This is a genomic window from Neptunomonas sp. CHC150, from assembly GCF_030397555.1.
GTDB lineage: Bacteria > Pseudomonadota > Gammaproteobacteria > Pseudomonadales > Balneatricaceae > Neptunomonas > Neptunomonas phycophila.
The window spans coordinates 118,767-133,206 of sequence record NZ_JAPNXU010000008.1; the positions used below are offsets into that span (position 1 = coordinate 118,767).

At 46.5% G+C, this 14,440-nt stretch carries 17 protein-coding genes; 11 read left to right on the forward strand and 6 right to left on the reverse strand.

The annotated features are described in order from the left end of the window. On the reverse strand, nt 1-654 hold the full coding sequence (locus tag OW491_RS09810) for a TrkA family potassium uptake protein (RefSeq protein ID WP_290035802.1): 654 nt from the start codon (nt 652-654) through the stop codon (nt 1-3). Between the two features lie 139 nt (nt 655-793). Between OW491_RS09810 and OW491_RS09815 the strand changes: the two genes are divergently transcribed. From OW491_RS09815 to OW491_RS09830, 4 genes are read left to right on the forward strand one after another with little or no spacing between them, the layout of a single operon-like run. After that, complete coding sequence (locus OW491_RS09815; RefSeq protein ID WP_290035803.1) at nt 794-2,542, forward strand: phosphoethanolamine--lipid A transferase; 1,749 nt, start codon at nt 794-796, stop codon at nt 2,540-2,542. Then, nucleotides 2,542-3,276: a phosphatase PAP2 family protein gene (locus tag OW491_RS09820; protein ID WP_290035804.1), complete on the forward strand. Its 735-nt coding sequence runs from the start codon at nt 2,542-2,544 to the stop codon at nt 3,274-3,276. Before OW491_RS09815 ends, OW491_RS09820 begins: the two co-directional genes overlap by 1 nt. Beyond that, complete coding sequence (locus OW491_RS09825; protein ID WP_277252195.1) at nt 3,257-3,940, forward strand: response regulator transcription factor; 684 nt, start codon at nt 3,257-3,259, stop codon at nt 3,938-3,940. The genes OW491_RS09820 and OW491_RS09825 overlap by 20 nt, the downstream gene beginning before the upstream one ends. Continuing rightward, nucleotides 3,937-5,190 carry a HAMP domain-containing sensor histidine kinase gene (locus tag OW491_RS09830; protein WP_290035806.1) on the forward strand — a complete coding sequence of 418 codons (1,254 nt, stop codon included), beginning with the start codon at nt 3,937-3,939 and terminating at the stop codon, nt 5,188-5,190. The genes OW491_RS09825 and OW491_RS09830 overlap by 4 nt, the downstream gene beginning before the upstream one ends. Here OW491_RS09830 and OW491_RS09835 read toward each other — a convergent pair. From OW491_RS09835 to OW491_RS09845, 3 genes are all read right to left on the reverse strand, one after another. After that, a complete protein-coding gene (locus OW491_RS09835; RefSeq protein ID WP_277252193.1) occupies nt 5,174-5,548 on the reverse strand; it encodes a diacylglycerol kinase in 375 nt (124 codons plus the stop codon). The two genes, OW491_RS09830 and OW491_RS09835, sit on opposite strands and share 17 nt — an antisense overlap. 102 nt (nt 5,549-5,650) lie before the next feature. Further along, on the reverse strand, nt 5,651-6,637 hold the full coding sequence (locus tag OW491_RS09840; protein ID WP_075173956.1) for a serine/threonine protein kinase: 987 nt from the start codon (nt 6,635-6,637) through the stop codon (nt 5,651-5,653). A gap of 130 nt (nt 6,638-6,767) precedes the next feature. Continuing rightward, a complete protein-coding gene (locus tag OW491_RS09845) occupies nt 6,768-7,076 on the reverse strand; it encodes a DUF6471 domain-containing protein (protein ID WP_290035807.1) in 309 nt (102 codons plus the stop codon). Between the two features lie 140 nt (nt 7,077-7,216). Between OW491_RS09845 and OW491_RS09850 the strand changes: the two genes are divergently transcribed. The 7 genes from OW491_RS09850 (at nt 7,217) to OW491_RS09880 (ending at nt 12,324) form a co-directional block, all read left to right on the forward strand. After that, nucleotides 7,217-7,621 (forward strand): DUF2170 family protein, encoded by a 405-nt coding sequence (locus tag OW491_RS09850; protein WP_075173958.1) that lies wholly within the window; start codon nt 7,217-7,219, stop codon nt 7,619-7,621. Next, on the forward strand, nt 7,618-8,316 hold the full coding sequence (locus tag OW491_RS09855; protein WP_075173959.1) for a PspA/IM30 family protein: 699 nt from the start codon (nt 7,618-7,620) through the stop codon (nt 8,314-8,316). Before OW491_RS09850 ends, OW491_RS09855 begins: the two co-directional genes overlap by 4 nt. A gap of 103 nt (nt 8,317-8,419) precedes the next feature. Further along, nucleotides 8,420-9,070, forward strand: coding sequence for a YjfK family protein (locus OW491_RS09860; protein ID WP_290035809.1), 651 nt, complete (start codon nt 8,420-8,422; stop codon nt 9,068-9,070). Nucleotides 9,071-9,091: 21 nt separating this feature from the next. After that, nucleotides 9,092-9,502: a DUF350 domain-containing protein gene (locus tag OW491_RS09865; protein ID WP_075173961.1), complete on the forward strand. Its 411-nt coding sequence runs from the start codon at nt 9,092-9,094 to the stop codon at nt 9,500-9,502. A gap of 10 nt (nt 9,503-9,512) precedes the next feature. Continuing rightward, nucleotides 9,513-10,112, forward strand: a complete 600-nt coding sequence (locus OW491_RS09870; RefSeq protein WP_178969646.1) for a DUF1190 domain-containing protein — start codon at nt 9,513-9,515, stop codon at nt 10,110-10,112. Nucleotides 10,113-10,115: 3 nt separating this feature from the next. After that, nucleotides 10,116-11,291, forward strand: coding sequence for a glutathionylspermidine synthase family protein (locus OW491_RS09875; RefSeq protein ID WP_178969645.1), 1,176 nt, complete (start codon nt 10,116-10,118; stop codon nt 11,289-11,291). 19 nt (nt 11,292-11,310) lie between these two features. Further along, nucleotides 11,311-12,324: a potassium channel family protein gene (locus OW491_RS09880; protein ID WP_075173964.1), complete on the forward strand. Its 1,014-nt coding sequence runs from the start codon at nt 11,311-11,313 to the stop codon at nt 12,322-12,324. Between the two features lie 69 nt (nt 12,325-12,393). Here the strand turns inward: OW491_RS09880 and OW491_RS09885 are convergent, their stop codons facing one another. Next, nucleotides 12,394-13,386, reverse strand: coding sequence for an adenosine deaminase (locus OW491_RS09885; RefSeq protein WP_075174112.1), 993 nt, complete (start codon nt 13,384-13,386; stop codon nt 12,394-12,396). Nucleotides 13,387-13,404: 18 nt separating this feature from the next. After that, nucleotides 13,405-14,379 carry a 2-oxoglutarate and iron-dependent oxygenase domain-containing protein gene (locus tag OW491_RS09890; RefSeq protein ID WP_215151515.1) on the reverse strand — a complete coding sequence of 325 codons (975 nt, stop codon included), beginning with the start codon at nt 14,377-14,379 and terminating at the stop codon, nt 13,405-13,407. Nucleotides 14,380-14,440 lie beyond the last annotated feature (61 nt).

A 14,440-nucleotide genomic window follows, 5' to 3' on the forward strand; every position in this document is an offset into this window, starting at 1 on the left:
TTAGATCAGCCGAGGGGCCAAGTACTGTAGCTCGGCACGTGTGCCACATAACAAGAGCACATCGTTAGTGAGGAGCGCAAAGTCATGCCCGAGTTTAGTAAACTTAGTTGGGCCTCGTTTGACGAGAATAGCGTCTACTGAACCTCGCAGATCTTTAAGTACTTGCCCAATAGTCGAGCCATTGAGTTTCTCTTTAATTGGGATTTCTACCACATGTAAGCCATGACCCAGCGATAGGTAATTATTAACCATGGGATAATTCAAGGCCTGTGCTACCCGGATCCCCATTTCTTCTTCGGGGTGGATGATCCGTGAGACACCCAGCTTGGACACGATGGTGTGGTGCGCTTTGCTACTGGCTTTTACCCAAATGTTTTTCACACCAACGTTTTTTAAGGCCAGCGTGCTCAACAAGCTAGCTTCCATGTCCTCACCAATCGCCACTAACACGACGTTACTGCTGTTAAGGTCTAGCTCACGTAAAGCCCCTTCATCGGACGCGTCACAGATAACCATTTGCGTTAAGTTATCAGCGTATTTTTCTGCGATTTTGGGATCTAGATCTACCCCTGTCACCGTATGCCCTAGATGGATCAACTCTAAACTAGCGGCGATACCAAAACGGCCTAAACCGATCACAGTAAAATGGGCCATCGTTTGTACCTTATCAATGACAATTTCTAAAGCGTGTATTTAATCATCCTGCGGATTAAAAACACACCTACTTTTCACATCCATTTCACCTTGTGCAGATTACGTTAGGCTCATTCAATCCGACAGCCTGAGTAGCCCAATGCCACAACACATTTCCGCTAAGGTCACCGCCACCTCTGGACCCATCACTGCGTTAAGTCTATCAAGCCAACAACTGACGTTAGTTATTGCTGGTTTATTAACCCTTTTTTACAACACAGCCCTGTGGCAAACACTACTTAACGCATTCCCAGAGCTAAACGCAGGGCGGGTACTATTTTTTACCTCGTTTGTTCTCTTTATAGCCGCTGCACTTTCCATCATCCTGACAATTTTTAGCGCTAAATATGTGCAAAAACCCATACTGATATTCATTTTAATGACGGCGGCCCCTGTTACCTACTTTATGAACACCTACGGTGTCGTTATTGATAAAGAGATGGTACAAAATACTTTTGAAACAGATCCGGCTGAAGCATACGATTTACTCAGCGGAAAACTATTCCTCTACCTACTAGTGTTAGGCGTGATACCGTCCATTGTCGTCCTGCGCACTCGTATCCGTTATCGTCCTTTTTGGCCCGAACTACGTAACAAAGTACTGCTGATTATCGGCTGTATCCTCGTCATCGGGGCCATCGACCTTTCTTTCGCTAAAGAATACTCGTCCACTTTCCGAAACAACCGACAGATACGCCACTTAATTGTCCCTAGTAACTATTTGTATTACACCAGCCGTTACCTCGCTGGCGCGTATGATGAACAAGCACGCGTGTTAGAGCCCGTCGGCCGAGATGCCAAAATGGGGGACGTTTGGCCCAATACCGCAGTAACAAGCAAAGCGCCAACGCTCTCACTTATCGGCTCAGCAAAAGCAGCCGTCAAAACTCACTTTAAGCCCGTGATCACGGTTGTGGTTGTAGGAGAAACTGCACGCGCAATGAACTTCTCACTCAATGGTTATGAGCGCGACACTAACCCGCTTCTGAGCAAACAACCGCTGGTAAATTTCTCGCAGATGTCATCGTGCGGGACAAGCACTGCTGTCTCAGTACCCTGCATGTTTTCAGACATTACACATGACGATTACGACGCTAACCGCGTGCGCGCACGAGAGAATGTTTTAGACGTTCTATCACATGCCGGAGCCACAGTTTTATGGAGGGATAACAACTCTGGCTGCAAAGGCGTGTGTGCTCGCGTAAAGAGCGAAGACATTAACGACTATAAAGCCGATCAGTTCTGTGACGGCAATGAGTGCTACGACGAAGTGATGTTGAATGGTTTAGATGCCTACCTGAATAAGATCTACACGCAACAAACCAGCGACAATATTGTTATCGTGTTACACCAGAAAGGCAGCCATGGGCCAGCCTACTCAAAACGCTACCCGGCGAGCTTTAATCAGTTTACACCTGTCTGCGATACCGCTGATTTAGAGCAATGCAGCCGAGAGGAGATCACCAATGCTTACGACAACACGATTCTATATACCGATTATTTTCTCAACCAAGTGATTAACTTTTTACAACAACACGAAGATCGCTTCGTCAGTAGCATGATCTACCTATCCGATCACGGTGAGTCGTTAGGTGAGGCGAACGTATACCTTCACGGTTTGCCTTATTTTATGGCACCTGAAGAGCAAACCCATGTGCCCTTTATGACTTGGTTCTCACCCAATTATCTTTCACAGCTAAAAATCAGCGCGCCGTGTATCAAACAAAAAGCCGATCAAGCCGTCAGCCAAGATAACCTCTTCCATTCATTGCTGGGGTTACTCGACATACAAACAAACGCTTATCAACCGACGCTCGATCTCTTTGGTACTTGCCGGAAGCCGATGTAATGCCTAATCATTTTATGCGTAATCACTTAGTCATACCGCTGATTGTGTTTAGTGTAATAGCCACCTGTTTTGAATGGCAACAGTGGGATCTTGCAATCGCTAAAACCCTATATGGATGGGAAGGCGGGCAGTGGGCACTCAAAGATAACTGGTGGTTCAAGGAGGTGTTTCATACTGGCGCACGCAATCTGATGTCGGTATTCACACTGGTCGTACTCATCACCTGGTTATTCAGCTTTATGCTTAAACCACTGCGCGTATGGAGACGCCCCCTGACATACTTAGTGATTAGCATTTTAGTGTCCGTTATTGTAATTGCCGTTGGAAAACGATTTAGCAATGTTGAATGTCCATGGGGACTGAGCATGTTTGGTGGTTCTCAAACGTACTTCCCTATATTCTCTGAGCATATGTTCAGCCCATCTACCTCTGAGTGCTTCCCAGCAGGACACGCCAGCGCAGGCTACGCCTGGTTTGGGCTCTACTTTTTACTCACTAAGCACGCTCCGCGGTGGCGCTGGTGGGGGCTACTAAGCGTTGTGGCGTTAGGACTCTTCTTTGGCGGCATTCAACAATTGCGCGGCGCGCACTTTTTATCGCATGACCTATGGACTTTGGGTATTTGCTGGCTAGTTGCAGTGGTATGCTGCCCCTTATTGTATCGCTCAGAACACAGAGCGAAAACAGCCGCCGCTATCCAAGAGAACCTACTACATGCTAGTGCTAGTCGCTGATGATGATATCGACATACTTACGACCATCGCAGACCAATTAGAGCTTCATGGTATTGATGTTGATTGTGCAAAGAACGGCAACCAAGCCCTGACCCTATCGCAAAGCCAACACTATGATGTCATTGTGCTCGATATCATGATGCCAGGACGCGATGGCTTGTCCACCTGCCAAGCGCTACGCCATGAGGGCTGTACAACACCTATTTTATTCCTAACGGCACGTGACACCTTGGATGATAAAATAACCGGATTTTCGACAGGCGCGGATGATTACCTCGTGAAGCCTTTTGCAATGAAGGAACTCGTCTATCGTATCAAGGCACTCAGCCAACGGGTATCTCGACAGCACGTACGCACGCTAAAATACGGAGAGCTAGAGCTGGATGTAGAGCAAGGAAGTGCGAGTCGCGCAGGACACCCCTTAAAGCTAAACGCGTTGCAGTTTCGACTGCTGCGCTTGCTAGTATCGCAAGCCCCAAATATTGTATCTCGCCAACGCATGGAGCAAACGTTATGGCAAGACGAACCGCCGGACAGCGATGCTTTACGCAGCCATTTGTATCAATTGCGTCAAATTATCGATAAACCTTTCACATACCCAATGCTAGAGACAATTAGGGGAATGGGTTACCGACTTCTAGACACACCGGAACGTATCACATGAGCGTATTATCACAGCTGACTAACAGCGTTAAGCATATGAATTACACCCAACGCCTCATGTTAGCGATCGGTAGCTATACCTTCTCTGTCATGCTGGTGGTGATGCTGGGTATTTGGGCATTCATTGAATACAGCGAGCCTGACGATAGCCAAGACGTGGCCTTCGCTATCCATCACACAGTCAGTTTATTAAATCAAACCTCTTCTGAGCAGGGGAATGCTCCCACACATACCGAATATTTTGATCTCTACCTAACACAATCGCAGTTACCTACTGCGCTGAGGGATATCGTTTTCAAGCCGGGGCTAACCCAGCTTGAAAACGGTAGCTCGATCATGATGGAGCTTAACCCTTCGACTCAAAAGCCCTACTATTTATTATTTAATACCGAGCACGATGTCAGCCTAATTGAAACCGAGTTTGACGACATACTATTTATAGTAGCCGCCGTCATCCTATCCACTGTTCTCACACTGCTAATGGTGCGCTGGATGGCAAAAAACTTAGCCACCCCAGTTATAACACTAAAAAAGCAAGTAGAGACCTTTGATATTAACAAAGGTCATTTTCCGCGAATGGATCGCGACGACGAAATAGGGCAGCTCAACCATGCATTTGGCGATTTAATTCAGCGTATGTATGAGTTCACTAGACGAGAACAGGACTTCACTCGCTTTGCCAGTCACGAGCTTCGATCCCCCATCACGGTGATCCGGGGTAACTTCGACATATTGCGTGAAAGTCTGCCCGACTCTCCCATACACCAGCGGATCGTTACACGAATGAATACGGCTATTCAGCGCGTATCTTCGCTTATTGATGGGTTTCTATGGTTGGGACGAGAAAATCATGATACCTACATGCCGATTGAAGCCATCAGTGCAGCACGGTTAGAAAGCATGATCAACGGTTTGACGGAGCACCTCTCTCCTGAGAGCAGCTATCGATTAACCCGTAAAATCAGCGACATAAACTGGAATGTAAGACCGCTCATGTTATCCATTTTACTGGACAACCTGATACGTAATGCACTAATGCACACTGACCAGGCTGTCTGTTTATCCGCCCATGGCAAGCAGTTAACCATAACAAATACAATAGGTAACCCAACTGATGCAGAACAGCTGGGTATTGGACTGCAGATTGTGAGCCGCATTTGTGACGCTAATCACTGGGAGTATCACATAGATCACAGCGAGACTCAGTTTAGTTTTAGTCTGCAGGTCAACGACATTAAGGGATCAGAATAACCGCCCACACGACCGCTGTTAGTAGCAAACTGGCAAAAACAGCGGCTGATCCTATGTCTTTAGCGACGCCGCTCATGGGGTGGTATTCAAGCCCTATCCGATCGACACAGGCTTCTACCGCTGAATTAAGTAGCTCCGTAATGAGTACTAAGCCAAGCACCAAAATCATCAGCGCGCGCTCAACAGAAGCGACATCTAACCAGCAGGCGACGGCGGCCCCTGCAACAAATAAGACAAAGTCTTGACGAAAAGCAGCCTCGGATCGCCACGCCAATTTAAGGCCGTTTAAAGAAAAGAAAGTGGCTTTGTAAATGCGTTTCAGCCCCGTGTAACGAGGAATGTCTGTGTCGGGTGTCATACGTATAGTCTCAGCTATCCTAAAAGGGTATAAGCCTTTACGTTAACGCAACCCATGTGAAATAGCGGTGAACTACGCTGGGGTATCGAGTTAATAACACCGCTACAGCAACTTTAAGACAGGTTCTTGAAGCTTTGCAAACTGCTCTTTGAGTTCCAGCAAATGCTCACCCCAATAGCGCTCTGTGTTAAACCAAGGAAAGCTCATAGGAAAAGCGGGGTCTTCCCAGCGGCGCCCAATCCAAGCGGCATAATTCATCATACGCAGCGTTCTCAGCGCTTCCACTAAATGCAATTCACGTGGGTTGAACGACGCAAACTCATTATAGCCATCGATCACTTCGCCTAACTGCAGCTCTTGTTGGTGGCGGTCACCTGTTAGCAACATCCACAAATCTTGAATGGCGGGTGCCATACGCGCATCATCAAAATCAACAAAATGCGGCATATCATCACGCCACAATATATTGCCGCCATGGCAATCACCATGCACGCGCTGATAAACAACATCACCAGCACGCTTAAAAGCGGCATCTATCTCTCGTAGCAAGTCAGACGTTAGGCTGTCATAAGCGGCTTTGAGCGACGCAGGAATCAGTTCGCGGCTAATAAAGTCGGTGCTATCAATGCCATAACTTTGAATATCAAGAGTAGGGCGATGCTTAAAAGGCTCTGCTTGCCCTGCTAGGTGAATACGTCCAAGCGTATTACCCAACTGGAACAAGTGCTCAGGATCCTCTAATTCAGGTGCTCGGCCGCCTTTGCGCACAAATAAAGAGAAGCGGTAGTCATCATATGAGAATAGCGTTTGCCCTGTATCACTCTTAATCGGTGCCACCACCGATAAATCTTGCTCGACCAACTGCGCCATAAAACGATGTTCTTCGCCTATTTGCTCATCAGTCCAACGCTGAGGGCGGTAAAATTTGGCGATAAGTGGTTCGGATTCATCGATTCCTACTTGGTAAACGCGGTTTTCATAGCTATTGAGTGCCATGATGCGTCCATCACTTAAATACCCGATAGACTCAACCGCATCAATTACTGTATCTGGCTTGAGTTCATAAAAGGGTTGTTTGTTATCGCTCAAAGTACGGCCTCGGTGTTAAAAAACAGGGAGTTACTCGTAAAAATCGGGCACAGTATAACACAACTCTGCACACCCCCGACGGTCTCTCATACTCGACCTTAGACGATATAGCAGGCTAGTTAAACCACCACTACTTGGCTTTTTCCCCTTTTTCAATCTCAGTAGAGGCTTTAACGATCTTTAATATCTCATCACAAGCACTATCACTAACTTGCATGGTCTCAAATAAGAGCAACAGTAAATCGGCCGAAAACATCCCCTTACTCACCTTACTTCGGAGGTTTTCTGCGGTAAGGTACACTCCTTTAGCATCTAAATCGGATACTAGATCGTCATACTTTAGCTCTTTGAGTACCATCGTGGAACGGATGTAACGGGAAAGCGCATTACGATAAATGGCTAGACTGGACTTGTTTTGAATACTTTGCTCTGGATTCACGTAGAGGCTCCTCTTCAGATGGTCTGCCAGTTATTTGCCGAAAATAAACGACAGCAATATTCACTATTGTGCGATAAATGTTGACTTTATGATATATTAATTTAAATTGTGACTTATAAATCACGCCAAGGAGTAAGATAATGGCTTGGACATTTGATAGTGTAAAAACATTAATTGAAACGCAAGAAAACTGGGTAGTTGAATCAGAAGGTGATTGCCTAAGCGTTTCTAATGACGAAGGAGTAGATGCGTTTGTATACGCAGGTGAGCAACAACTAGTTGTAGAAACACCACTATTCCCATTAAGCAAAGTCAATCAGCCAGATGCGCTCAATCTACTCGTCTTAAAAACGCATCAGCTGTTGCCGCTCACGACGATTGGCATCAAGCACATTGGTGATGAAGATTACTACGTTGCCTTTGGCTCACTATCTATCGATAGCAAAGACACCGTTGTTTTAGAAGAGATCGAAACACTCTTCTTAAACGTGGCGGAATTTATAGAACTCTACTCTGATTACCTCATACAGGAGACACACGCATGAGTCTTAAAAAATTATGGACCGCACTCAAAGGTGGCGTGAACGAAGCGACTGAAGCCGCGGCGGATAGTCAATCCATCCGTATCTTAGATCAGGAACTAAGAGAAGCTAAAAACGAACTGGTTGCCTGCGACCAGAATTTGGCCAAAATTATGGCTAAGCGTAAGCTGACAGAGAAAAAAGTAGCGTCTCTTAATGAAGAAGTTGTCACTTACACTAACCATGCAATTACCGCATCAGAAAAAGGCGACGAGGCCTTAGCTTTAGAATGTGCCGAAAAAGTGGCCGACTTAGAAGTCGCCTTGGCAACGGAGCAAGAGATCCTAAATGGCTTCTCGCAGTCTGAAAAAGCCCTAAAGGAAAACATTCAAAAGGCCAAAACCAACGTGCGCCGCATGGAGCAGCAAATTGATCAGATCAAAGCAACAGCTTCTGTTCAAAAAGCGCAAGTCGCTGTGTCATCGCGCCACATGGGTGCTAACAGCAAGGTTAAAACCGCGTTGGATAGCCTAGACCGCATCAAGCAAAAGCAGCAAGAAAAGGCAGCGGAGCTAGAAGCGGCAGAAGAAATGGCGGCAGAAGAGAGCGGCAGCAGCTTAGACGCTCGCTTAAAAGCTTCGGGCATTGTGCCCGGCGGTCAAGCTTCGGGCAAAGACAAGCTAGCCGAACTACTGGCTAAAAAAGCATCTAATACATAATGCTTGGGCCTGCACGTCCACTGTGCAGGCCTTCCTCTTTTAAGGTAACATGTGCGGACACGGATGTAGTATTAGCTAAGCACATCAATTGAAAGGGATTATTGTGTTTAAAAAATTTTTCAAAGGCATGTCAACACAAGCTCCAACGGCACCTGACATCCCCTCCATTTTAGGTCTTCGCCTTGGCTGCAGCTTTGAGTTAGACAGCCTAATGCTGAGATTAGTTACTGATGATCTCGTCAGCAATAACATAGCCACCACCCAGATTATTCAAGCTGTCGGATTAGTCGAGCTAGATGGCACCTACATTTTTAGATTCTATACCGACGACGAAGCTTTTCTACAGGTAGTTGCTACTAGCCTCAACGATGTCGATGTGGTTGACGTCAAGCTTTTCCATTTTTACGACACCTTAGACATTGCCGACAAAAACCGTTGGAGTACGTTGCTCGATAAAGACATAGGGCAAGCTACCTACACTCTCGAACAACAAACCTATCAACGTGTTTGGACATCATTAACGGATTACCATGCACCGGTACATATGCTAGAAACAACCTATGATGAGAAAGGTGAAACTAGCCAAACAGATCAGTTTACGATGCTCTTTGAGCGTCCTATCTCGGATGGTCAAACAGAATCACTGTTTTTATCTGCCGAAGAAGTTGAAGAAACGCCCGGGACTTTAACGCGTTGTTTAGTGATCAGTACCGGCATTACCCTCTCACCTGCACAAATAACCATTTACGGTTAGTCATTGACTCAAGGAACCTCAATGTTAGAACAAACACTCAACGGGATTGGCCACTTTGCTATCTATTTTGCCGCATCATTAGTTGCTCTCATTGTCTTCAAAGTGATTTATACCCTGATCACTCCTCATGACGAGTGGGCCTTAATTAAACAGCAGCAAAACACCTCAGCGGCCATTGGCTTTGGCGGCGGTATCATTGGATTCGCTATTGCGTTGAGTGGGTCCATTACCAATTCTGTTTCTCTTGTAGACTTTGCTATTTGGGCCGTTGTCGCTCTAGTCGCACAGAGCATTGCATTCGCTATTGTACGCTTTGTCTTCATGCCCAAAATCGTGACTCGTATCGAAGACGGTGAAATTAGTGCTGGTGTCATCTTGGCCGCGGTCAGCATTTCTGTTGGTCTTCTCAATGCGGCATGCATGACTTACTGAGGGCGCCACGATGAAACGATCTAAATTTGTTGATCTACCCCGTCTAAAAAAAGGTAAGCGGCAAGGCATTAAGCCCTTATCTTTAGCCGTTACTGCTGCTTTAGTCGGTTGCTCATCCAATAGTGGTGAAGATGTTGTCGTCGTTAATAGTGTTAATGACTGTGTCGCTAATACCTCTTTTGATCAAGAGCAGTGCACTCTGGCCTATCAGCAGGCCCTAAAAGAGGCGGAGCAAACCGCGCCTAAGTACAGCTCTCAATATGATTGCGAAGCTGAATTTGGCCACGCAAGCTGCCGACAGAATAGCTCCGGCTTTTTTATGCCCTTTATGACGGGCTACTTGATCAGCTCGGCACTGAACAGTTTTAGTAATCAACGCTACTACCATCCGGTGTATACCTATCAAGGCCGCAGCGGCTCAGCTCGTGTTTTATCCGATGGAACGCCGTTAAAGTCCATGGGTAATGGCCGCTACAAAGCGCCTTCCAATACCTCAACAAAAGCGATGCCAACCGTGACTCGAACAATCTCACGTGGTGGTTTCGGTTCAAAAGCATCAGCCAAAGCCAGCTGGGGATCTAGCCGATCTGGCGGCAGTTGGGGAGGGTAGCCGGTGCTGCGCATTCCGGTTCAAGAGCGCAAAAACTGGCAGGAAGTCGCTAATGAATACGGCTTCCTGTTTCATACCATGCATGGCGAACGATATTGGGATGAAAGCGCTTATTATCAATTCAGCCTTCAACAAATTGAAGATGATATAGAAGCCCCTACCGAAGAAATCCACCAAATGTGCCTGCATGCAGTAGGGCAAGTAGTCGCTGATGATCAATGGATGCGCCGCTTCCGTATTCCCGAAGCCCATTGGGATTTTGTGCGCCAATCATGGCTCAAAAAGGATCCCAGCCTTTATTCACGGTTGGATTTCGCCTATAACGGCTCAAGCCCTGCAAAACTCTACGAAAACAATGCCGATACGCCTACTAGCCTCTACGAAACCGGTTTCTGGCAATGGTTGTGGTTAGAGCAAATGGCCAATGCCGGAAGAGTAAGCCGCGAAAGTGATCAATTTAACAGCCTGCAAGACAAACTCATCTCACAATTCCATCATTTGCTGTCACAGCGAGAAAACCCTAACGAGATTCTTCATTTTGCCTGCTGCAAAGGCACCGATGAAGACCGAGGAACGGTTCAATACCTAGAAGACTGTGCAGCAGAAGTCGGCATTAAGACAGCCTTTGTATACGTAGAAGATATTGGCAGAGATGCACAAGGGCGATTCACGGATAGCCAAAACCAAGTCATTACTTGGATATTTAAACTCTACCCATGGGAATTTATGTTTGATGAAGAATACGGCGATTTGCTCGGCGAGCATCCCGTTAGTTTTATTGAACCGCCATGGAAAAGTATTTTATCGAATAAAGCTCTCATGCCTATGTTGTGGCAACTCTTTCCAGAGCACCCCAACTTGCTGCCAGCGTTCTTTGAAGATGAGATAGCCTTAATGGACACTAACAAAACGTGGGTCAAAAAACCTATCTATTCTCGCGAAGGCGCTAACATAACAATTCGTAAAGGTCAGCAGTCCTTAGTTTCTTCTGACGGTCCTTATGGGGAAGAGGGTTTTATCTTCCAAGAAGCCCATATGCTGCCCAAGTTTGGTAATAATTACACCTTAATAGGAAGTTGGCTGGTCAACGATAAAGCGGCTGGTATCTCGGTAAGAGAAGATACAGGGCCCATTACACAGGATATGAGCCGGTATCTGCCTCATATTATTTTGGGGTAACGAAGGAGTAACATTTTAGGTGTTCATAGAGAAAATTAAACACGTTGTGTTTTCCGTTTTTTTTAAGGCAGATGCGGTATCTACGCTCGCTGTAACCTTGCTTTATGTATTGGTTAGCTACCTACTGCTCGTCCTGGCTGGCGAGCACGACATCACAGCGTGGGAAAACTTTGGTTATTGGTTAGCTGTTACTGCCTCAACGGTAGGTTATGGTGACCTTTCTCCAAGTACCCTTTGGGGGAAGGTAGCCGTTAGCTTATGGGTGATTCCAGTAGGGTTAAGCATATTTGCATTTTTGATTGCTCGCGTGAGCTTCGCCTTATCGGAGCGAGCATTTAGAGGAAGAAGAGGGCTTCGTCATTTGAACACACAAAACCACACCGTCATCATCGGCTGGAACGAACAACGCACACTGCGTCTCATAGAGCTGTTACTGGATAAACATAACGCGCAAAACCGCGATATCGTCCTTTGTGTTGCCAAAGATATTGAAAATCCGCTACCTAATAAAATCGGTTTTGTGAAGGTAGAGTCCTTTTCGCATCAAGAAACGATGTCAAAAGCCTGCTTAGAAACGGCGGATCGGATTATTATTGATACTCCGTTAGATGACGTAACGCTAACCACTGCGCTTTACTGCCAAAAAGTTAGCCCAAACAGCCACAAAACGGCTTATTTCCAAGACGAATCCATTGGCGATTTATTACTGTCTCATTGCCCAGGTATCGAAATTATTCCGTCGGTATCCGTCGAGCTACTTGCTAAATCCACCATCGACCCAGGTTCTAGCCAACTGCACAAACAGTTGCTCGATAGCAGCGATGGTATGACTCAGTTCAGCAGTAAATATCAAGGTAATAAAATTGAGTTTGAGCCACTGTTTGATCAATTGAAGCGTGATCACGATGCTACGCTGATTGGGGTTCGGCAAGAAGGCAGCCAATCCATCAAACTCAACCCGCCACTAACTCTCTCGGTAGTCCCTGGCGATACCTTGTTTTATATTGCCGCTACTCGGCTAACTACTCTGTAAAAGAAGCAAAGGTAACCAATTCGTGCGTCTCCCATGGCATTGTGCTGCCGTGGGAAGCGTACGGAATAACTAAGTATTCAGAATTTGGCTAATGATGCGCTGCTGCTCAAGTAAGGGCAGAAAGCTCCCTTCTATACTATTCACCGCTAATTGCCGCGCCTGCACTTTAGTCATACCTAATGCAGCATGTAGGGCTAAATAGTTTTCGCCTACATAGCCACCAAAATAAGCAGGGTCGTCTGAATTTACCGTCACTTTCACACCGCGATCTAGCATCTGGAGAATGGTGTGGTCACGCATATCATCAAAAACACGCAGCTTAGTATTAGAAAGCGGGCATACCGTTAACGTTATTTCCTCATCAATAAGGCGCTGCATTAACGTGGGATCCTCAATTGATCGCACCCCGTGATCTATCCGGTCAACACCTAAGGCATCCAAAGCTCCCCACACGTAGGCCGCAGGACCTTCTTCACCGGCATGCGCTACGCACTTAAACCCTTCGGCCTTTGCTTTGGCAAAAACGCGGGCAAATTTCTCAGGTGGATTGCCCACTTCCGAGCTATCCAGCCCCACAGCAACAAACAAGTCTCGGTAGGGAAGGGCTTGTGCTAACGTATCCAATGCGGCTTCCTCGCTTAAGTGGCGAAGAAACGACAAAATTAAGTAGCTACTGATGCCCAGCTCAACTTCCCCTTGTTTAAGCGCCGCACTAATACCGTGAATGGCAACCTCAAAAGGAATCCCTCGTTCGGTATGCGTTTGAGGGTCATAAAAAGGCTCGGTATGAACAACTCCCTGCGCCTTACAACGCTGTAAATACGCCCACGTTAAATCAAAGAAGTCTTGTTCTGTTTGCAGTACACCTGCGCCCTGATAATAGATATCTAAAAAGTCTTGTAAATTATTGAACTGATAAGCACGACGAATTTCGTTTACATCCGCATACGGCAGAGTAATGCCATTGCGAGTGGCTAACTGCAACATCAGTTCAGGCTCAAGGCTCCCCTCTAGATGTAGGTGCAGTTCAGCTTTAGGTAACTGATCAATAAAATCCTTCATGCTCATAGAACTCTCCTTTTAGCGCTTTTGACGGTACGCGTAGGTATCCCTGAAACGCGATAGTAAGTACTCACCAGCTGAGATTGACTCATACTTAGGAGGGGAGGTTTGATCGCTGCAGCCATCTAAACAATAGATATTAGTATCAAAATTAGGTTCCACAAAAAAGGGAGAGGCATAACGATCCTTCTGCGCCTGATTAACCACTCGGTGAGGCGTTGAGGTGTATCGGTCATTACTCCAACGCGCCATCATGTCGCCAATGTTAATCACAAAGGTATCAGGTACGGGCGTTGCGTCAATCCAGTCTCCTTGACGGTTCTGGACCTGCAAACCTCCCACTTCATCTTGGTACAGAATCGTAATACAACCGTAATCTGTATGCGCTCCAGCACCAATTTGATTGTCCTGCGACAAAGCAGAAGCAGGGGGATAATGAATAAAACGCAGCACACTAATAGGGTGCGTAAAGCGGCTGTCAAAATAATCAGGCGCTATACCTAACGCTACGGCAATCCCCTTAAGAATCGTTTTTCCCAGCTCGAGCATACGCCAATAATGGGTTTCCATGGTGGCTTGGAAACCATCTATTTCGGGGTAACGGTTAGGACCATGCAGTGGTTTTTCAGCCAGTACATCGGGGTCATCGGCTAATAAGTGCCGCCCCATATCAAAAGTTTCTTTACAGTCACCAGGCAACGAGGGGTCTAGTTGTTCGGTTGCAATGGCACCGTAACCTCGATGATGCGCAGACTGAGTAATGTCTATTTTAAGCTTTTCGCCCATTGGTTGAGCAAACAGCTGCTTTGCCATGCCAACAACATCGTTCATTGTAGACGTGTCAATCGTGTGGCCTTTGACATAAAAAAAGCCTGTACGTTGGCAAGCATGGTCAATGTGTCGCGCAACATCCACCCAATCGCTTGGGTCTTCGCTGTAGAGCGGCGCAATGTCAATGAGAGGAATATCAGCAGTTGATGTTTCAGGTGTCATAACACACCTCCTTTAGTTCGTTAAAAGAGGGAGTTCGGCATATTGGCGGCCGAACCCAGTG

Excerpts from the sequence above, each read along its gene's own strand:
- OW491_RS09850 (WP_075173958.1), top strand. The coding sequence starts at position 7,217 with ATGGCTTGGACATTTGATAGTGTAAAAACATTAATTGAAACGCAAGAA.
- OW491_RS09815 (WP_290035803.1), top strand. The coding sequence starts at position 794 with ATGCCACAACACATTTCCGCTAAGGTCACCGCCACCTCTGGACCCATC.
- OW491_RS09820 (WP_290035804.1), top strand. The coding sequence starts at position 2,542 with ATGCCTAATCATTTTATGCGTAATCACTTAGTCATACCGCTGATTGTG.
- OW491_RS09825 (WP_277252195.1), top strand. The coding sequence starts at position 3,257 with ATGCTAGTGCTAGTCGCTGATGATGATATCGACATACTTACGACCATC.
- OW491_RS09830 (WP_290035806.1), top strand. The coding sequence starts at position 3,937 with ATGAGCGTATTATCACAGCTGACTAACAGCGTTAAGCATATGAATTAC.
- OW491_RS09870 (WP_178969646.1), top strand. The coding sequence starts at position 9,513 with ATGAAACGATCTAAATTTGTTGATCTACCCCGTCTAAAAAAAGGTAAG.
- OW491_RS09855 (WP_075173959.1), top strand. The coding sequence starts at position 7,618 with ATGAGTCTTAAAAAATTATGGACCGCACTCAAAGGTGGCGTGAACGAA.
- OW491_RS09885 (WP_075174112.1), bottom strand. The coding sequence starts at position 13,386 with ATGAAGGATTTTATTGATCAGTTACCTAAAGCTGAACTGCACCTACAT.
- OW491_RS09865 (WP_075173961.1), top strand. The coding sequence starts at position 9,092 with ATGTTAGAACAAACACTCAACGGGATTGGCCACTTTGCTATCTATTTT.
- OW491_RS09890 (WP_215151515.1), bottom strand. The coding sequence starts at position 14,379 with ATGACACCTGAAACATCAACTGCTGATATTCCTCTCATTGACATTGCG.
- OW491_RS09835 (WP_277252193.1), bottom strand. The coding sequence starts at position 5,548 with ATGACACCCGACACAGACATTCCTCGTTACACGGGGCTGAAACGCATT.
- OW491_RS09810 (WP_290035802.1), bottom strand. The coding sequence starts at position 654 with ATGGCCCATTTTACTGTGATCGGTTTAGGCCGTTTTGGTATCGCCGCT.